The organism is Micromonospora sp. CNZ295 (genome assembly GCF_004217535.1).
Map to the genome: position 1 here is coordinate 415,187 of NZ_SHKZ01000001.1, position 18,921 is coordinate 434,107.

Below are 18,921 nucleotides of genomic sequence, written 5' to 3' on the forward strand. Positions count from 1 at the left end.
GCCACCGACGCCCGGCGCGGACCGTTTCCCCCGGGTCGGTCAGTCCACGTTCGGTGCGAAGTCCTGCCCGTACGGCGCCTCGGCGAGCCGGACCACCCCGATCACCACCGCCGCGACCACGGCCACCGCGACCAGCACCAGGCCCGTCCAGGCCAGGCTCTCGCCGCGCCGCAGCCAGGCCGACCCGGTGAGGAAACCCCCCGAGGCGTACGCGTCGCGGCGCGCCTGCCGCGCCAGCACGAGCGCCACGGTCGCCGGTACCACTCCCCCGACGAACAGGCCGGTCAACGCGCCGAACAGGCCCAGCGCGAAGACCGCCCGGGCCTTCGTGGCCCGCGCCGGATCCGGGTCGAGCGGATGTCGGGGCGGCCCCGGCGGAGCGACCGGCATCGGCCCGGGAGCGGTGGTCATGCCCTCCATCATGCCCGGCCCCGCCCCTGGCGGCCGGCGGCGCCACCCACCTGACGCGGCCGGCGCCGGAAACACGGGAGGCCCCCGACGCGTGCCGGGGGCCTCGTGTGTAGCGCTCCTTAGCGGTACGACCCGAAGTCGAAGTCGTCCAGCGGGACCGCCTGGCCGCTGGCCGGCCCGAAGCCGTAGTCGGTCTCCGGGTAACCGGTCATCGAGTAGACCTTGGCCTTCGCCTCCTCGGTCGGCTCGACCCGGACGTTGCGGTACTTGCTGATGCCCGTACCGGCCGGGATGAGCTTTCCGATGATCACGTTCTCCTTCAGGCCGATCAGCGAGTCGCTGCGGGCGTGGATCGCCGCGTCCGTCAGCACCCGGGTGGTCTCCTGGAAGGAGGCCGCCGACAGCCAGGAGTCCGTGGCCAGCGAGGCCTTGGTGATACCCATCAGCACCGGACGACCGGCCGCGGGCTCGCCACCCTCGGACACGAGCCGGCGGTTCTCCGACTCGAACAGCGCCCGGTCGACGAGCACGCCCGGCAGGAACTCGGTCGAGCCGGAGTCGATGACCGTCACCCGCTTGAGCATCTGGCGGATGATGATCTCGATGTGCTTGTCGTGGATGAGCACACCCTGCGAGCGGTAGACCTCCTGGACCTCCTGGGTCAGGTGGACCTGGACCGCGCGCGGGCCGAGGATGCGCAGCAGCTCGTGCGGGTCGACCGTACCGACCGTGAGCTTCTCGCCGACATCGACGTGATCACCGTCGTTGACCAGGAGCCGGACCCGCTTCGAGATCTTGTCGTAGGCGATCTCGTCGCTGCCGTCGTCCGGCACGACGATGATCTTCCGCGACCGCTCGCCGTCCTCGATCCGCACCCGGCCCGGGGTGTCGGCGATGGGCGCCTTGCCCTTCGGGATACGGGCCTCGAAGATCTCCTGGACCCGCGGCAGACCCTGGGTGATGTCCTCACCGGCGACACCACCGGTGTGGAAGGTACGCATCGTCAGCTGCGTACCGGGCTCACCGATCGACTGGGCGGCGATGATGCCGACCGCCTCGCCGACGTCCACCGTCTTGCCGGTCGGCAGCGAGCGGCCGTAGCACGCACCGCAGACGCCCAGCTTCGACTCGCAGGTCAGCACGCTGCGCACCCGGACGGTCTCCACCCCGGCGGCGACGATCTTGTCGACCAGAATCGAGTTGATGTCCGCGCCCCGCTCGGCAACGACGGTGCCGTCCGGCCCCTTGATGTCGTCGGCCAGCGTACGGGCGTGCACGCTGGTCTCGGCGTGCTCGTGCACGACCAGCTGGCCGTCCCGCCGCTGCCCGACCTGCATCGGGATGGCCCGGTCGGTGCCGCAGTCCTCCTCGCGGATGATCACGTCCTGCGAGACGTCCACCAGACGACGGGTCAGGTAACCCGAGTCGGCGGTACGCAGCGCCGTGTCCGCGAGACCCTTCCGGGCACCGTGCGTGGAGATGAAGTACTCCAGCACGGACAGACCCTCCCGGTACGACGCCTTGATCGGACGCGGGATGATCTCGCCCTTCGGGTTGGCCACCAGACCACGGATCGCCGCGATCTGCCGGAGCTGGAGCAGGTTACCGCGAGCACCCGAGTTGATCATCTTCCACAGCGGGTTCTCCTGCGGCAGCGCGGTGTCCATCTCCTTGGCGACCTCGTTGGTCGCCTTGGTCCAGATCTCGATGAGCTCGCCGCGGCGCTCCTCGGCGGTCATCAGACCACGCTGGTACTGCTTGTCGATCCGGTCGGCCTCGGTCTCGTACCGCGCCAGGATCTCCGCCTTGCGCGGCGGAGCGATGACGTCCTCCATGCCGATCGTCACGCCGGACCAGGTGGCCCAGTGGAAACCGGCCTCCTTGAGCCCGTCGAGGGTGGCCGCGAGGGCCACCTTCGGGAAGCGCTCGGCGAGGTCGTTGACGATCGCGGAGAGCTGGCCCTTGCGGATCTCGTAGTTCACGAAGCGGTAGCCCTGCGGCAGCGTCTCGTTGAACAGGACCCGGCCGAGCGTGGTCTCCACCGTGACCGGGTCACCCTCGACCCAGCCCTCGGGGGCGGTCCAGGGCTCCGCGCCCGGGCCGTTGTCGACGCCGGCCAGGCCCCGCAGCCGGATCCGCACCGGAGCCTGCAGGTGCAGCTCGCCGTTGTCGTACGCCATCCGCGCCTCGGCGTCCGAGCTGAACGCCCGGCCCTCGCCGCGCTCACCGGTGGTGAGGTGGGTGAGGTGGTAGAGACCGATGATCATGTCCTGCGTGGGCATGGTCACCGGCTTGCCGTCGGCCGGCTTGAGGATGTTGTTCGACGAGAGCATCAGGATCCGCGCCTCGGCCTGGGCCTCGGCGGACAGCGGCACGTGGACCGCCATCTGGTCACCGTCGAAGTCGGCGTTGAACGCGGTACAGACCAGCGGGTGGATCTGGATGGCCTTGCCCTCGACCAGCTGCGGCTCGAAGGCCTGGATGCCCAGCCGGTGCAGGGTCGGCGCCCGGTTGAGCAGCACCGGGTGCTCGCCGATGACCTCCTCCAGCACGTCCCACACGACCGGCCGCTGCCGCTCGACCATCCGCTTGGCGGACTTGATGTTCTGCGCGTGGTTGAGGTCGACCAGCCGCTTCATCACGAACGGCTTGAACAGCTCCAGGGCCATCTGCTTGGGCAGGCCGCACTGGTGCAGCTTGAGCTTCGGGCCGACCACGATGACCGAACGGCCGGAGTAGTCGACGCGCTTGCCCAGCAGGTTCTGGCGGAACCGGCCCTGCTTGCCCTTGAGCATGTCGGACAGCGACTTCAGCGGACGGTTGCCCGGACCGGTGACCGGCCGGCCGCGACGGCCGTTGTCGAACAGCGCGTCGACGGCCTCCTGGAGCATCCGCTTCTCGTTGTTGACGATGATCTCGGGCGCGCCGAGGTCGATCAGCCGCTTGAGGCGGTTGTTCCGGTTGATCACGCGGCGGTACAGGTCGTTCAGGTCGGAGGTCGCGAAGCGGCCACCGTCGAGCTGCACCATCGGACGCAGGTCCGGCGGGATCACCGGCACGCAGTCGAGCACCATGCCGAGCGGCGAGTTGCGGGTGTTCAGGAACGCCGCGACCACCTTCAGCCGCTTGAGCGCCCGGATCTTCCGCTGCCCCTTGCCGGTGCGGATGGTCTCCCGCAGGCTCTCCGCCTCGGCGTCGAGGTCCATGTTCTGGACCAGCGCCTTGATCGCCTCGGCGCCCATGCCGCCGGTGAAGTACTCGCCGAACCGGTCGCGCAGCTCCCGGTAGAGCAGCTCGTCGGTGACCAGCTGCTTCGGCTCCAGCTTGCGGAAGGTGTCCAGCACCTCGTCCAGGCGGTCGATCTCGCGCTGGGCCCGGTCGCGGATCTGGCGCATCTCGCGCTCTCCGCCTTCCTTGACCTTGCGCCGGACGTCCGCCTTGGCACCCTCGGCCTCCAGCTCGGCCAGGTCGGCCTCGAGCTTGGCGGCCCGCTTCTCGATCTCCGAGTCGCGGCTGTTCTCGGCCTGCCGCTTCTCGGCCAGGATCTCGTTCTCGATCGTCGAGAGGTCGCGGTGACGCGCCTCGGCGTCCACGCTCGTCACGACGTACGAGGCGAAGTAGATGATCTTCTCGAGGTCCTTCGGGGCGAGATCCAGCAGGTAGCCCAACCGGCTCGGCACGCCCTTGAAGTACCAGATGTGGGTCACCGGAGCAGCGAGCTCGATGTGCCCCATCCGCTCACGGCGGACCTTCGAGCGGGTCACCTCGACGCCGCAGCGCTCGCAGATGATGCCCTTGAAGCGAACCCGCTTGTACTTGCCGCAGTAGCACTCCCAGTCCCGCTGAGGACCGAAGATCTTCTCGCAGAAGAGCCCGTCCTTCTCCGGCTTCAGGGTGCGGTAGTTGATCGTCTCAGGCTTCTTGACCTCGCCGTGGGACCACTGACGGATGTCGTCGGCGGTGGCGAGGCCGATGCGCAGCTCGTCGAAGAAGTTGACGTCGAGCACTATGTCCCCTATGTCGTCGTCTGTACTGCTTAGCTAGTGGGTGGCGCCGGGAGCCGGCGGCGAGCCGGCTCCCGACCGCTCACCTCAGACCTCTTCGACCGAGCTCGGCTCGCGCCGGGACAGGTCGATGCCCAGCTCCTCCGCAGCCCGGAAAACCTCGTCGTCGGTCTCGCGCATCTCCAGGGCCACGCCGTCGCTGGAGAGCACCTCGACGTTGAGGCACAGCGACTGCAGCTCCTTGAGCAGCACCTTGAACGACTCCGGGATGCCCGGCTCGGGGATGTTCTCGCCCTTGACGATCGCCTCGTAGACCTTCACCCGGCCGAGGACGTCGTCGGACTTGATCGTCAGCAGCTCCTGCAGGGCGTACGCGGCGCCGTACGCCTGCATCGCCCAGCACTCCATCTCGCCGAAGCGCTGCCCACCGAACTGCGCCTTTCCACCCAGCGGCTGCTGCGTGATCATCGAGTACGGGCCGGTCGACCGGGCGTGGATCTTGTCGTCGACCAGGTGGTTGAGCTTCAGGATGTAGATGTAGCCGACCGCGATCGGGTCGGGCAGCGGCTCGCCGGAGCGACCGTCGAACAGCTGCGCCTTGCCGGACGAGCCGATCAGCTGCTTGCCGTCCCGGTTGGGCAGGGTCGACGACAGCAGACCGGAGATCTCCTCCTCGCGGGCACCGTCGAAGACCGGGGTGGCCACGTTGGTGTCCGGCTCGGACTCGTCCGCCCCGATCGCCTTGAGCTGGCGCTGCCACTCGTCCTGGTCTCCGTCGACCTTCCACCCGGTCTTGGCCACCCAGCCGAGGTGCGTCTCCAGCACCTGGCCGATGTTCATCCGGGAGGGAACACCGAGCGGGTTCAGCACGATGTCGACCGGCGTGCCGTCCTCGAGGAACGGCATGTCCTCGATGGGCAGGATCTTGGAGATGACGCCCTTGTTGCCGTGGCGACCGGCGAGCTTGTCACCGTCCTGGATCTTCCGCTTCTGGGCGACGTAGACCCGGACCAGCTCGTTGACGCCCGGCGGCAGCTCGTCGCCGTCCTCCCGGGAGAAGGTGCGGACGCCGATGACCGTGCCGGTCTCGCCGTGCGGCACCTTCAGCGAGGTGTCCCGGACCTCACGCGCCTTCTCGCCGAAGATCGCGCGGAGCAGCCGCTCCTCCGGGGTCAGCTCGGTCTCGCCCTTCGGCGTGACCTTGCCGACCAGGATGTCGCCGGGGACGACCTCGGCGCCGATCCGGATGATGCCGCGCTCGTCGAGGTCGGCGAGCATCTCCTCGCTGACGTTCGGGATGTCCCGGGTGATCTCCTCCGGGCCGAGCTTGGTGTCCCGGGCGTCGACCTCGTGCTCCTCGATGTGGATCGAGGTGAGCACGTCCTGCTGCACGAGGCGCTGCGACAGGATGATCGCGTCCTCGTAGTTGTGCCCCTCCCAGGTCATGAACGCCACGAGCAGGTTGCGCCCGAGCGCCATCTCGCCGTCGTCGGTGCACGGACCGTCGGCGATGACCTGGCCGGCCTCGACGCGGTCGCCCTCGAAGACCACCGGCTTCTGGTTGACGCAGGAGCCGGCGTTGGAGCGGCGGAACTTGTGCAGGAGGTACGTCCGGCGGTGGCCGTCGTCCTGGTGGACGGTGATGTAGTCGGCGCACAGGTCCTCGACCACGCCGCCGACCTCGGCGACGACCACGTCACCGGCGTCGACCGCGGCGCGGTACTCCATGCCGGTGCCGACCAGCGGCGACTCGGCCTTGACCAGCGGCACGGCCTGGCGCTGCATGTTGGCGCCCATGAGGGCGCGGTTGGCGTCGTCGTGCTCGAGGAACGGGATCATCGCGGTCGCGACCGAGGTCATCTGCCGCGGCGAGACGTCCATGTAGTCCACGGCCGCCGGCGGGACGTCCTCGGTCTCGCCGCCCTTACGACGGACGAGCACCCGGTCCTCGGCGAACGAGCCGTCCGCCCGCAGCGGCGCGTTGGCCTGCGCCTTGACGAAGCGGTCCTCCTCGTCCGCGGTCAGGTAGTCGATCTGGTCGGTGACCCGACCGTCGACGACCTTCCGGTACGGCGTCTCGATGAAGCCGAACGGGTTGACGCGGGCGAACGTGGACAGCGCCCCGATCAGGCCGATGTTCGGGCCCTCCGGCGTCTCGATCGGGCACATCCGGCCGTAGTGCGACGGGTGCACGTCGCGCACCTCGAAGCCGGCCCGCTCCCGGGAGAGACCACCCGGGCCGAGCGCGCTCAGCCGGCGCCGGTGGGTGAGGCCCGCCAGCGGGTTGGTCTGGTCCATGAACTGGGACAGCTGCGACGTACCGAAGAACTCCTTGATCGCCGCCACCACCGGGCGGATGTTGATCAGGGTCTGCGGCGTGATCGCCTCGACGTCCTGCGTGGTCATCCGCTCGCGGACGACCCGCTCCATCCGGGACAGGCCGACCCGGACCTGGTTCTGGATCAGCTCCCCGACGGTACGCAGGCGACGGTTGCCGAAGTGGTCGATGTCGTCGGCCTCGTAGCCCTCCTCACCGGCGTGCAGCCGGCAGAGGTACTCGACGGTGGCGACGATGTCGTCCTCGGTGAGCACGCCCGTGGTGATCGGAACGTCCAGGTTGAGCTTCTTGTTGAACTTGTACCGACCGACCTTGGCGACGTCGTACCGCTTCGGGTTGAAGAAGAGGTTGTCGAGCAGGGTCTGGGCGTTCTCGCGCGTCGGCGGCTCGCCCGGACGCAGCTTGCGGTAGATGTCGAGAAGCGCCTCGTCCTGGCCGGCGATGTGGTCCTTCTCGAGCGTGGTCATCATCAGCTCGGACCAGCCGAACCGCTCGCGGATCTGCTCGGCCGACCAACCGATGGCCTTGAGCAGGACGGTGACGGCCTGCCGGCGCTTGCGGTCGATGCGGACGCCGACCGTGTCGCGCTTGTCGATGTCGAACTCCAGCCAGGCACCCCGGCTCGGGATGACCTTGACGCTGGAGAGGTCGCGGTCGGAGGTCTTGTCCGGCTGCTTGTCGAAGTAGACGCCCGGAGACCGGACGAGCTGGCTGACGACGACACGCTCGGTGCCGTTGATGATGAAGGTGCCCTTCGGTGTCATCATCGGGAAGTCACCCATGAACACCGTCTGGCTCTTGATCTCGCCGGTGGTGTTGTTGGTGAACTCCGCGGTCACGAAGAGCGGGGCGCAGTAGGTGAGGTCCTTCTCCTTGCACTCCTCGATCGAGGCCTTGACCTCGTCGAAGCGCGGCGCCGAGAAGGAGAGCGACATGGTGCCGGAGAAGTCCTCAATGGGACTGATCTCGTCGAGGATCTCCGCGAGACCCGAGCGTGCGTGCGGGTCGTCGGCCGACCGGCCCTGCCATGCCTCGTTGCCGACCAGCCAGTCGAAGGACTCGGTCTGGATGGCGAGGAGGTTGGGGACCTCGAGGTGTTCGGTGATCCGGCCGAAGGAAACTCGGCGGGGAGCGAAAGCGCTCGACGTACGACTGGTCTTCGCAGGGCGGGAAGCTGCCAAGATGCGTCCTTCCGAGGACCGGTGCTGCAGAACGGCTGGTACGCGTGCACTCCAATGACCCCACCGGAAATATCCACAAACGGACATTTCCGAGCAGGGGTCAACTCAGAAGGCAGCGCAAACTAGCAGTGTAGCCGAGAGGCTAACCGCTGTCCAGCCCACCCCGCAGGTCGTCGCGGAACGTGCCTCGGGACCTCGACCGGGTCGCACCGGGCCGCTCGGAACGCGACGCTCCCACCGGGCCGCTCGGGTGTCGGGGGCGATGGTGTCGCCGGTCCCATTACCCAAGTGGTGGCCGTTGCAAGCGCGGAAGGTCTTGCTGATGCCAGCGTGCCTGTCCGGGACGGGCCGCGTCAAGGGCCGGTCGCCGGCTCGCCGCGCCTTTCCCACCGCCGGGCTACCGCCGGGCATCAGTACGCAGTCGCCGACCGGGCGCCGACCGTCCTGCTCAGCTGCGCCGCCGCCGGTGCCACCAACGCGGCGGGCGGCGATCCGCATCCCGGATCGCCGCCCACCGTGACGTGGTGTGCCCCGGCTCACGTGAGCCGGACGCGCGCCAGTCAGCGCAGGGTCACTTGAGGGTGACCTTGGCGCCCTCGCCCTCGAGCTTGGCCTTGGCCTTCTCGGCGGTCTCCTTGTTGGCCTTCTCCAGGACCGGCTTCGGCGCGGCCTCGACCAGGTCCTTGGCCTCCTTCAGGCCCAGGCCGGTCAGCTCACGCACGACCTTGATGACCTGGATCTTCTTGCCGCCGTCGGCCTCGAGGATGACGTCGAACTCGTCCTTCTCCTCCTCGGCCGGAGCGGCGGCGCCGCCGGCGGCCGGGGCACCCGCGGCCACGGCGACCGGGGCGGCGGCGGTGACCTCGAAGGTCTCCTCGAACTGCTTCACGAACTCGGAGAGCTCGATCAGCGTCATCTCCTTGAACGCGTCGAGCAGCTCGTCGGTGCTGAGCTTCGCCATGTCTGGCGTCCTTTCCTGAATGATTTAACTAAGAACGTGGGTGCGCCGGGAGGCCTCAGGCCGCCTCGGCGCCCTCCTTCTCGCGCTTGTCCTGCAGGGCGGCCGCCAGACGCGCGGTCTTGGCGAGCGGAGCCTGGAACAGGGCCGCGGCCTTGCTCAGGTTGCCCTTCATGGCGCCGGCCAGCTTGGCCAGCAGCACCTCGCGGGACTCCAGGTCGGCGAGCTTCGTGACCTCGGCCGCGGAAATGGCCTTGCCCTCGAAGACACCGCCCTTGATGACGAGCTTCGGGTTGGCCTTCGCGAAGTCGCGAAGCCCCTTCGCCGCCTCGACGACGTCGCCCGAAACGAAAGTCAGCGCGGTAGGACCGGTGAACAGCTCGTCGAGGCCGGAGATGCCCGCGTCGGCCGCGGCACGCTTGGCCAGCGTGTTCTTCGCGACCGTGTAGCTGGTCTCCTTGCCGAGCGAGCGCCGCAGCTGGGTGAGCTGCGAGACCGTGAGCCCGCGGTACTCGGTCAGCACGGTCGCCCCCGCGTTGCGGAAGCTCTCGGTCAGCTCGGCGACGGCCGTGGCCTTGTCGGCCCGGATCGGCTTGTCCGCCATGTCCCTCCTCTCTCGTTGCTCGGAGCTGGTACGCCGGCGACGAGCGGGCGCTCGCGACGGCGGCGGAGGCATCACGACAACGAGAAAAGCCCCGGCGCAGGGCGCACGGGGCGAGGGCCGGCCCGGTCACCGCGGTCGGCGGACCACGGAACGAAGCCGATTTTCGCTTGCCGCCCTGCGCGGGTCGCCCGTCATCGCGGGACCTTCGACCGTGCCGGGGCACGGTGACCAGCGGTCTCTGGGTGGAACTCCGCGCCAAGGTTACGCGACACCCACCGGGACCGCCAAATCGCCCCCGACGTGCGCCCACTCACCCGCCGCGGGGGCCTCAGGCACCCCGGCGGCGCGCGTGGGCGTAGCCGGCCAGGGCCACCGCCGCCCAGGCCAGTGCCCAGCCGGTCAGCAGCGCCGCCGTCGGCCCCGGTAGCGACCCGGCCAGCGCCCGGGCCGTGGGCATCAGCGGCGGCACCAACCACGACACCGACGAGCCGGAGAGGCCGAGCACCAGCGTGAGAACCGCGCCGACGGTGAGCACGGCCACGCCGTACCCGGCGCCGCGGGTCACCGCCCGGCTGGCCAGGGCGCCGAGCGCCACGGCCGGGGGCAGGGCGAGCAGGTGCGCCCAGAGACCCAGCGCCAGTCCCGCCGGGATCGACCGGTCGCCCGGCGCGACGGGGCCGGTCACCCCGCCGAGCAGCCACGGGAGGAGCAGCGCGACCCCGACCAGGGCGAGGCCGGCGGCCGCCGCGGCGAGCAGCCCGGCCGCCCGCTCCCGGGCCGGACCGATCGTGACCAGCGCCAGCCGGCGCTGCACGTCCGGCTCGACGTCCAGCAGGATCTTGGTCTGCCAGGCCAGCACCGGGAAGAGCACCACCGCGGAGACGCCGTACGCCTCCGCCGGCTGCGCCCGGCCGCCGCCGTAGAGGACGCCGAGGGCGAGCAGGCCGGCCAGGACCGGTGCCAGCGCCCGCCCGGTACGCAGGAAACCCGCCAGCCGGAACCGGACGAGGGCGATCATCGGGCCGCCCCGGCCGGCCCGGCACCCGGCCCGGTGACCTCCGGTGGGCCGGCGTCGGCGCGTACCCGGAGGACCTGGTGGCCGTCGGCGCGCAGGCGGGCGACGGTGTCGGCGACCCGGGCGGCGGGGACCGCCAGCTCGACCACCGCGACCTCCCGGCTCCCCGGCGAGGCCCGCTCGACCACCGCCCCCTCGGCGACCGTCCAGTGCCGCGCGTGCGGCAACCGGACCGTCTCGCCCCGGTGGTCGCTCACCAGCACCGCGCCGCCGCCGGCCAGCACCTCGTCGACCAGCTCCGGCACCAGGTCGCGGGCGCCGGCGTCCAGGCCCTCCCAGGGCTCGTCGAGAACCAGCAGGCCCGGCGGTCGCAGCAGGGCCTGCGCCAGGCCGACCTTCTGGGCGGTGCCCTTCGACAGCCGCGGCAACCGGACGTCGTGGAACGGGCCGAGGCCGAGCCGGTCGACCCAGCGGCCGACCGCCCGGGCGGCCCCGGCGCCGGAGAGGCCGGCCACGCGGCCCATCGCGGTGAGGTAACCCGCCACCGTGAACGGCTGATCGGCGGGGAACCGCTCCGGAACCCAGCCGACCACGGGCGGCCGGTCCACCACCCGGCCCCGGGTCGGCCGGAGGACACCGGCGGCGAGCTGGAGCAGAGTGGACTTGCCGGCGCCGTTGCGGCCCAGCACGACCGCCACCTCACCCGGACCGATCCGTACCGTCGTCTGCCGCAGCACCCACCGGCCGCGCCGGTGGTACCGCAGCCAGACGTCCTCCAGCCGCATGCGCCGAGCCTGCCACAGCGGAAACCGGGACGGGGCCCCGCCACGTCGTGGCGAGGCCCCTTCGGAGCAGTCGTGCTCAGTTCTCGGCCGAGCCCTCACGCAGGTTCTTCACCACGTTGGGGTCGACCGGGACGCCCGGGCCCATGGTGGTGGTGAGGGTGATCTTCTTCAGGTACTTGCCCTTGGCGGCGGACGGCTTGGCCCGCAGGATCTCCTCGAGGACCGCCGCGTAGTTGTCGACCAGCTGGGCCTCGGAGAACGAGGCCTTGCCGATGATCAGGTGCAGGTTGGAGTGCTTGTCCACCCGGAAGGTGATCTTGCCGCCCTTGATGTCCGCGACGGCCTTGGCGACGTCCATGGTCACCGTGCCGGTCTTCGGGTTCGGCATGAGACCGCGCGGGCCCAGGATCCGCGCGATCCGGCCGATCTTGGCCATCTGGTCCGGCGTGGCGATCGCCGCGTCGAAGTCCAGCCAACCGCCCTGGATCCGGGCGACCAGCTCGTCGGTGCCCACCTCGTCCGCACCCGCGTCGGCGGCCTCCTCGGCCTTCGCGCCGGCGGCGAACACGATCACGCGGGCGGTCTTACCGGTGCCGTGCGGCAGGTTGACCGTGCCACGGACCATCTGGTCCGCCTTGCGGGGGTCGACGCCGAGGCGCATCGCGACCTCGACCGTGGCGTCGAACTTGACGGAGGTGGTCTCCTTGGCCAGCTTCACGGCCTCGGCCGGGGTGTAGAGCTTCGACCGGTCGATGACATCGGCGGCCTTGCGGTAGTTCTTGCTGCGCTGCATCTGTGATTGCTCCTGTGGTCTATGGCGGGCCCGCGGCGTGCGCGTGCCCTCCCACGAACGGGATCGGCTGGTCGGCCGGAGGTCAGTCGACGACGTCCAGGCCCATCGACCGGGCGGTGCCGGCGATGATCTTCTCGGCCTGGTCGAGGTCGTTGGCGTTGAGGTCGGCCATCTTCTTCTCGGCGATCTCCCGCACCTGGGCGCGGGTGACCTGGCCGACCTTCTCCTTGTGCGGGACGCCCGAGCCCTTCTGCACGCCGGCGGCCTTGACCAGCAGCCGGGCGGCGGGCGGAGTCTTCAGCACGAAGGTGAAGGTGCGGTCCTCGTACACGCTGATCTCGGCGGGGACGATGTCGCCCCGCTGCGACTCGGTCTGCGCGTTGTAGGACTTGCAGAACTCCATGATGTTGACGCCGTGCTGGCCGAGCGCGGGGCCGACCGGCGGCGCCGGGGTGGCCTGGCCCGCCGGCAGCTGAAGCGTGAACGTCTTGACGAGCTTCTTCTTCGGAGGCATGTCTCTTCCTGGGACTTGGAACGGGGATTCGCACCGGGCTGCGGGCACGCACGGTCAGCGCGCCGCGACGACGGCGACGTTCTAGGGTAGCGCAGCGTCCCGCGGCCCGGTCCGCCGAGGTCCGGCGGTCAGCTCCAGGACGGAGAACGCGTACGCCAGCGGTGGGTCGACACCCGCCGCCGGCGTACCGGGGTCAGATCTTGGCGACCTGGTTGAAGTTGAGCTCCACCGGGGTCTCCCGGCCGAAGATCGACACCAGCACCTTGAGCTTCTGCTGATCGGCGTTGATCTCGCTGATCGTCGCCGGCAGGGACGCGAAGGCGCCGTCGGTGACGGTGACCGAGTCGCCGACCTCGAAGTCAAGGACCTTGACCTCGGGCTTGGCCTTCTTCTGCTCGGTCTCGACGGCCGGCGCCAGCCACTTGAGCACCTCGTCGAGGCTCAGCGGCGCCGGGCGGTCGGCCCGGTCGGTGGCACCCACGAAGCCGGTCACCCCGGGGGTGTTGCGGACGCAGGAGTACGACTCGGCGGTCAGCTCCATGCGCACCAGGATGTAGCCGGGGAAGACCTTGGCCTGGACCTGGGACCGCTTGCCGTTCTTGACCTCGACCTCTTCCCGGGTCGGGACCTCGACCTGGTAGATGTAGTCCTCCATGTCGAGGGACGTGATCCGGGTCTCGAGGTTGGTCTTGACCTTGTTCTCGTAGCCGGCGTACGAGTGCACCACGTACCAGTCGCCCGGCGCGTAGCGCAGCTTCTGCCGCAGCTCGGCGACCGGGTCGAACTCCTCGTCCTCGGCGGCCCCGCTGGCGGGGAACTCCGGCTCGCTGGCGGCCTCGACCGACTCGTCACCAGCCGCCGTCGCGACCGTGGACTGCTCGTCCGCGGGTCCGGCGGTCTCGTCGTACTCAGGCACGCTCGCTCACTTCCGTCACTATCGGCACGGTCAGCCGGTCAGCTGGGGTTGCCGAAAACCCACAGCACGCCCTTCGCGAAGGCGAAGTCCAGGCCGGCCACGATCGCCAGCATCACTGCGACGAACGTGATCACCACGGCGGTGTAGGTCAGCAGCTCCTTGCGGGTCGGCCAGATGACCTTACGCAGCTCGGCCACGACCTCGCGGATGAATCGGGCGATGCGCCCGAACACACCTACCCGGTCGGTCTCCGCGCGGGTCTTCGGCCGGCTGTCCGCCGACTCGGCGCGGGCCCGCGACCGGGTCGCGGTGCCGCCCCGGGAGACCGGCTCCTCCGCATCGGCGTCGTCGTCGCCGGCGGCGTCGAACTCGTCGTTCAGACGCTCGTCGTCGGCGTCCTCGCCGCGCCGCTTGTTGTCGGCCACTTCGCCCTCCGTCGCGGATGTCGGTTCGCACGCCGTCGCGGCGTGCGCGGCGTCTGGTCACGCCGGCCGGCCCGACCGTCCCGCGACGGGCCGCGGCCGGCGGATCGAACCGGAGGGCCCGAGTGCCTCGGAGCCACCCCGCCGATACCACCACCACGGGCCGGACGCCGCCGGACGGCAGCGCGACCCACGGGAACGGTCAGGCCTGAGGCGCAGGGGTGACAGGACTTGAACCTGCAGCCTGCGGTTTTGGAGACCGCTGCTCTGCCAATTGAGCTACACCCCTGTGCGGCGAACGGTCACCCCACCCCGCCACGCATGGCCGGGCAGGGGTCACGTGCCCCACGGCGGACCAGTGTACGGGTAGTGCCACGACTTTCCCAACCGGTCCACCCCTCGCGCGTCGCGAGATCGTTCAGCGCGGCGTCCGGATGGTCGCCTTCGCCTGCGAGAGCACCTTCTCCCCCAGGCAGGTGGCGGTGATGTCGAGCCTGGTCAGGCCGTCGTCGGTAGCCTCGCGGACCACTGCCGTCACCTCGATCTCGGTGCCCTGGTCGTCGTCGGGGACCACCACCGGCCGGGTGAACCGGACGCCGTAGTCGACCACCGCGTCGGGGGCGCCCGCCCACTCGGCGACGGCCCGACCGACCAGCGCCATCGTGAACATGCCGTGGGCGATAACGCCGGGCAGCCCGACCTTCGTGGCGACCCGGTCGCTCCAGTGGATGGGGTTGAAATCGCCCGACGCGCCCGCGTAGCGGACCAGGTCCGCGCGGGTCACCCGGTACGTCTTGGCCGGCAGCTCCATGTCAGCCCTCCCCGCGTACGACGATCTTCGACCAGACGGTGACCACCGGCTCGCCGGCGGCCGTGGTGACCTCGGTCCGGGTGGTCAGGAAGCCGTGCCCACCGCGGCTGCTGACGTCCTCGATGATGTTGGCGCAGACCAGCTCGTCGCCCGCCACGACCGGACGGGTGTACGCGAAGCGCTGGTCGCCGTGGACGACCCGGCTGTAGTCGACGCCGAGGGCCGGGTCCTCGATGATCTGGCGACTGGCGGCCATGGTGACCACCACCGGGAAGGTCGGCGGCGCGACCACGTCCGGGTGGCCGAGCGCCCGGGCGGCCGCCGGGTCGTGGTGAGCCGGATCGGTGGCACCGATCGCCGTGGCGAACTCGCGGATCTTCTCTCGGCCCACCTGGTAGGGGGCGGTCGGCGGGTACGTCCGGCCGACGAAGGACGGGTCCTGGGACATGCCGCCGAACCTACACGCAGAACACGATCGCCGACCCACCCGGCCGGCGGCGGCTCGGGGAGCCACGCCGGGTCGGCGGATCGGCGATCGGGGTGCTGGGAGAACCGGGCCGGCAGCGCCGGCCGCAGGTCAGCGGGTCTCGCGGTGGAGCGTGTGCCGCCCGTCGCGAGGGCAGAACTTCTTCAGCTCGATGCGGTCCGGGTCGTTACGACGGTTCTTGCGCGTGATGTAGTTGCGCTCCTTGCACTCCACACACGCCAAAGTGATCTTCGGCCGGACATCGGTCGCCTTCGCCACGGCGGAGTGCCTTCCTCGCTAAGGGTGACAACTACGGCGCATCAGCCTACGCGCTGACCACGCGGACATGCAAAGTGGGCGCCTGTGGCGCCCATCCCATCATCCGCCGGGAGGTAGCCCGGTGGATGAGAGTAGCGGTGGCCGGACTTGAACCGGCGACACAGCGATTATGAGCCGCTTGCTCTGCCATCTGAGCTACACCGCCGTGGCGGGTCCAGCCGGACCCTCTGAGCCCCCTTACGGAATCGAACCGTAGACCTTCTCCTTACCATGGAGACGCTCTGCCGACTGAGCTAAGGGGGCCTGCGCGATCACTCGGTGGTCGCGCAGAGGTAAGAGTACACGGCCGGATCGCGCAGGTGAAATCGGATCCCCTGGCCGCATGTCCCCCCAGCTCAGGGCACCGCCCGAAGGCGCGGCAGCTCCCCCGCGGGCACCGCCTCCGGGTCCACCTGCGCGCCGAACCACGCCTCCAGCCGCTCGTACGGCAGCGGCCGGCTGAACAGGAAGCCCTGCCCGATCTCGCAGCCGATGTCCTGAAGCAGCTCCAGGGTCAACTCGCTCTCCACGCCCTCGGCCACCACGGCGAGACCGAACTGCTGGGAGAGCGTGACCACGGCGTTCACGATCGCCAGGTCGCCCGGGTCGGTCGCCATGCCCTGCACGAACGAGCGGTCGACCTTCACCTCGTGCACCGGCAGCCGACGCAGGTGGGCCAGCGAGGAGTGTCCGGTGCCGAAGTCGTCCACCGAGAGGCGGACGCCCAGGTCGCGCAGGCGGCGCAGGGTCGGGATCGGCCGGTCGGTGCCGTCCAGCACCCCGGCTTCCTTGATCTCCAGCGTGAGCCGCTGCGGCGGTACGCCGTACTCCTCGAGCAGTTCCTGCACGCGGGCCGGGAAGTGCTGGTCGGTGAGCGTACGCGGCGAGAGGTTGACCGCGACGGACAGCGGGTGGCCCCCGTGCGCCCAGTCCCGGCTGCGCCGCAGGCCCTCCCGCAGCACGAACTCCGTCAGCCGGCCCAGTTGGCCGGTGTGCTCGGCGACGGCGACGAAGTCGTCCGGGGCGACCGAGCCGTGCGCCGGGTCGTCCCAGCGGGCCAGGCACTCGACGCCGACCAGCCGCCGGTCCCGCAGGGTGACCTTGGGCTGGAAGTAGACCTCGAGCTCCCCGTCGTCCAGGGCTCGCCGCAGGTCGCCGGCGAGGCCGAGGCGGCGCAGCGACCGGGACTCCAGCGCCGGGTTGAACAGCTGGACGCTGCCCGGCACGCCCTTGGCCGCGGTCGCCGCGAGATCGACCCGTTGCAGCAGCGCCGCGGGGTCACTGCCGTGCTCCGGGTGGGTGACCACGCCCACCGCGGTGTCGACGTCCACGGTGAGCCCGTCGTCGAAGACCATCTCGGCACGGATCTGCTCCCGCATCCGGGCGGCCATCTCCAGCGCCGCCTCGGCGCTCTCCAGCCGCAGCGTGACGAGGAACTCGTCACCACCGACCCGGCCGACCAGCGCCGAGGACGGGGCCCGGGAGCGGAGCCGTCCGGCGACCTCCACCAGGACCTTGTCGCCCGCGGCGTGACCCAGCGACTCATTGACCTCGCGCAGCCGGTCGACGTCGAACAGCAGCAGCGCCACCACCTCGCCCGGCGCCCGGATCTTGACCGCCTCCTCCAGTGCCGCGGTGACCCGGCGGCGGTTGGGCAGCTTGGTGAGCGAGTCGTGGTACGCGTCGTGCCGCAGCCGGTCGACGAGCCGGGAATTCTCCAGGGCGACCGCCGCGTGGGCGGCGACCGTCTCGAACAGCGGGATGTCCTGCCGGACGAAGTTGTTGCTGTCGCCCAGCCGGTTGGCCACCTCGAGCGTCCCGATCACCGCCTGGCCGGACCGCAGCGGTACGACGATCACGTCCTTCACGTCCTGTGCGGTGACAGCGCTGCGCAGGTCGGGGTCGGTCGCCATGGCACGGCCGATGGCGACGGTGCGGCCCTCCGCCGAGGCCCGTTCCCGCAATGCGACCGGGGTCCGGGCGAGATCGAGCAGCCCCTGGTCGTCGTTCCGGGCGGTGAGCAGCACCTCCGGATGCCGGCCCTGCGCGGGGAGCCAGAGAGTGGCGTACTCGGCCTGCATCAGCGCCCGCACCCGGCCGAGCAGCGCGTCGGGCAGCGTCCCGTCCTGTCCGCTCTCCACGACGGCACGGCTCAGGTCGTACATGTGGGTGAGGGTGCGATGCTGCCGGAAGAACTGGGCGTACGCCCGGTACACCAGGGACAGCGCGAGGGCGAGCCCGGCCAGCAGCAGCAGCGACCACCAGGTGGTGGCGATCAGGATCAGGACCACGATGCCGCTGGCGATGTTGATGGCCACCGCGAGGAACGCCGGCGGGGACTTCCGCAGCGCCTCCCGGCCGGCCTGCCAGCCCTGCAGGAGCGTGTGCACTCCCGCCACCGAGGTGATGCTCACCAGGGTGACCATGCTGGCCGCGGCGAGGAGGATCAGCCAGGTACCGGGGCCGACTCCCCGCACCGGCGGAAGAGCCTGTAGGACGAGGACGGCGAGGGACGACCCAGCGGCCGCCCGGGCGACGTTGAACCAGAACTTGGTCGCGCCGAACCGGTGCCGAAGGTGCGTGATGATCGCCGCAAGCGTGTGGATCGTGACCACCGCGAGCGGCCCCACGAGGAAGAACGCGAGAACCAGCGGGATGTCGGTGAGGCTTACTCCGATGGACTGCCGACGGACGGAGAAGTTCAGCACCGGGAGGCCGGCAGCCACCATCGCGACCAGCAGGACCGCCGCAAGCGGCAGCCCCTTGAAGGGCTCGGGCGCGACCAGACCGACGACTGTCGAGCAGACGACGGCGAGAATCGCCATCGGCCCGGTGATCAACCAGGCGTACTCGGTAGGGCGCGGACCAGTGCGGCCTCGACCCGCCATGTCACGCCCTCCTCACCGACGCCGCTGGTTCGGACGGACCGCGGGTCAGCGGGGCGCCGGCATGTTCCAGATGATCTCCATCGTCCGCGCTTCCCCAAGGTCCGTGAGTTCGCCGACGAAGCTACCGCCGAGGAACGCCGCAACTAGGAGAAGCGAGCCAAGCAGCCGGCCCACGTTTCGACCAGACATGAGTGCTCCTGTCGAGTAAGCGTCACGGGAGTAGCGGGGTTCCACGATCGTGCCACAAGGCAGGCGTACAGAAAAAGCCGGTGGAGCGCCGGCTCGGTCGCGCGTCGGCAAGGTCGCGCCGTTCGGACCAGGTGGGAGCCGGGTCAGCCCAGATCAGCGCGGGTACGACGGCCGGGGTCGCTTCACCTGGTGCCGATTCCGACCTTCCGGTGGAAATTGCAGCATGGGCCTTGCCGGTGCCGTCACGAGGCACTCCGACACAGCCCAGGTGGCGCAGAAACATCGACCACCATACCGGTCCCGATGGC

At 70.2% G+C, this 18,921-nt stretch carries 16 protein-coding genes and 3 tRNA genes; all 19 read right to left on the reverse strand.

Going from position 1 to position 18,921, the window contains the following annotated elements:
• Positions 1-39: 39 nt before the first annotated feature.
• A complete protein-coding gene (locus EV376_RS01955) occupies positions 40-411 on the reverse strand; it encodes a hypothetical protein (protein ID WP_130320442.1) in 372 nt (123 codons plus the stop codon).
• Between the two features lie 119 nt (positions 412-530).
• The gene (locus EV376_RS01960) at positions 531-4,418 is read right to left on the reverse strand and encodes a DNA-directed RNA polymerase subunit beta' (RefSeq protein WP_130320443.1); all 3,888 of its coding nucleotides are present in this window, start codon (positions 4,416-4,418) and stop codon (positions 531-533) included.
• A gap of 84 nt (positions 4,419-4,502) precedes the next feature.
• The gene (gene rpoB / locus EV376_RS01965; protein ID WP_130320444.1) at positions 4,503-7,934 is read right to left on the reverse strand and encodes a DNA-directed RNA polymerase subunit beta; all 3,432 of its coding nucleotides are present in this window, start codon (positions 7,932-7,934) and stop codon (positions 4,503-4,505) included.
• A gap of 571 nt (positions 7,935-8,505) precedes the next feature.
• Positions 8,506-8,895, reverse strand: a complete 390-nt coding sequence (rplL, locus tag EV376_RS01970) for a 50S ribosomal protein L7/L12 (protein WP_088997366.1) — start codon at positions 8,893-8,895, stop codon at positions 8,506-8,508.
• 55 nt (positions 8,896-8,950) lie between these two features.
• Positions 8,951-9,496: a 50S ribosomal protein L10 gene (rplJ, locus tag EV376_RS01975; protein ID WP_130320445.1), complete on the reverse strand. Its 546-nt coding sequence runs from the start codon at positions 9,494-9,496 to the stop codon at positions 8,951-8,953.
• 328 nt (positions 9,497-9,824) lie between these two features.
• Positions 9,825-10,514 carry a hypothetical protein gene (locus tag EV376_RS01980; RefSeq protein WP_130320446.1) on the reverse strand — a complete coding sequence of 230 codons (690 nt, stop codon included), beginning with the start codon at positions 10,512-10,514 and terminating at the stop codon, positions 9,825-9,827.
• On the reverse strand, positions 10,511-11,296 hold the full coding sequence (locus tag EV376_RS01985; RefSeq protein ID WP_130320447.1) for an ATP-binding cassette domain-containing protein: 786 nt from the start codon (positions 11,294-11,296) through the stop codon (positions 10,511-10,513). The genes EV376_RS01980 and EV376_RS01985 overlap by 4 nt, the downstream gene beginning before the upstream one ends.
• Before the next feature lie 76 nt (positions 11,297-11,372).
• A complete protein-coding gene (gene rplA, locus EV376_RS01990; protein WP_130320448.1) occupies positions 11,373-12,089 on the reverse strand; it encodes a 50S ribosomal protein L1 in 717 nt (238 codons plus the stop codon).
• Between the two features lie 82 nt (positions 12,090-12,171).
• Complete coding sequence (gene rplK, locus EV376_RS01995) at positions 12,172-12,603, reverse strand: 50S ribosomal protein L11 (protein ID WP_130320449.1); 432 nt, start codon at positions 12,601-12,603, stop codon at positions 12,172-12,174.
• Between the two features lie 193 nt (positions 12,604-12,796).
• Positions 12,797-13,519 (reverse strand): transcription termination/antitermination protein NusG, encoded by a 723-nt coding sequence (gene nusG / locus EV376_RS02000; protein ID WP_130320450.1) that lies wholly within the window; start codon positions 13,517-13,519, stop codon positions 12,797-12,799.
• A 38-nt stretch (positions 13,520-13,557) separates the two neighbouring features.
• On the reverse strand, positions 13,558-13,944 hold the full coding sequence (gene secE, locus EV376_RS02005) for a preprotein translocase subunit SecE (protein WP_130320451.1): 387 nt from the start codon (positions 13,942-13,944) through the stop codon (positions 13,558-13,560).
• A 213-nt stretch (positions 13,945-14,157) separates the two neighbouring features.
• A tRNA-Trp gene (locus tag EV376_RS02010) sits at positions 14,158-14,230 on the reverse strand.
• Between the two features lie 129 nt (positions 14,231-14,359).
• Positions 14,360-14,752: a MaoC family dehydratase gene (locus EV376_RS02015; RefSeq protein ID WP_130320452.1), complete on the reverse strand. Its 393-nt coding sequence runs from the start codon at positions 14,750-14,752 to the stop codon at positions 14,360-14,362.
• Between the two features lies 1 nt (position 14,753).
• Positions 14,754-15,200: a MaoC family dehydratase N-terminal domain-containing protein gene (locus tag EV376_RS02020; RefSeq protein WP_130320453.1), complete on the reverse strand. Its 447-nt coding sequence runs from the start codon at positions 15,198-15,200 to the stop codon at positions 14,754-14,756.
• A gap of 129 nt (positions 15,201-15,329) precedes the next feature.
• Positions 15,330-15,497 (reverse strand): 50S ribosomal protein L33, encoded by a 168-nt coding sequence (gene rpmG, locus EV376_RS02025; protein WP_093403583.1) that lies wholly within the window; start codon positions 15,495-15,497, stop codon positions 15,330-15,332.
• A gap of 132 nt (positions 15,498-15,629) precedes the next feature.
• A tRNA-Met gene (locus EV376_RS02030) sits at positions 15,630-15,702 on the reverse strand.
• Between the two features lie 25 nt (positions 15,703-15,727).
• Positions 15,728-15,800: transfer RNA gene (locus EV376_RS02035), tRNA-Thr, on the reverse strand.
• Positions 15,801-15,892: 92 nt separating this feature from the next.
• Positions 15,893-18,424: an EAL domain-containing protein gene (locus EV376_RS02040; protein WP_130320454.1), complete on the reverse strand. Its 2,532-nt coding sequence runs from the start codon at positions 18,422-18,424 to the stop codon at positions 15,893-15,895.
• A gap of 45 nt (positions 18,425-18,469) precedes the next feature.
• Positions 18,470-18,613: a hypothetical protein gene (locus EV376_RS30030; protein ID WP_165437934.1), complete on the reverse strand. Its 144-nt coding sequence runs from the start codon at positions 18,611-18,613 to the stop codon at positions 18,470-18,472.
• Between the last annotated feature and the right edge of the window lie 308 nt (positions 18,614-18,921).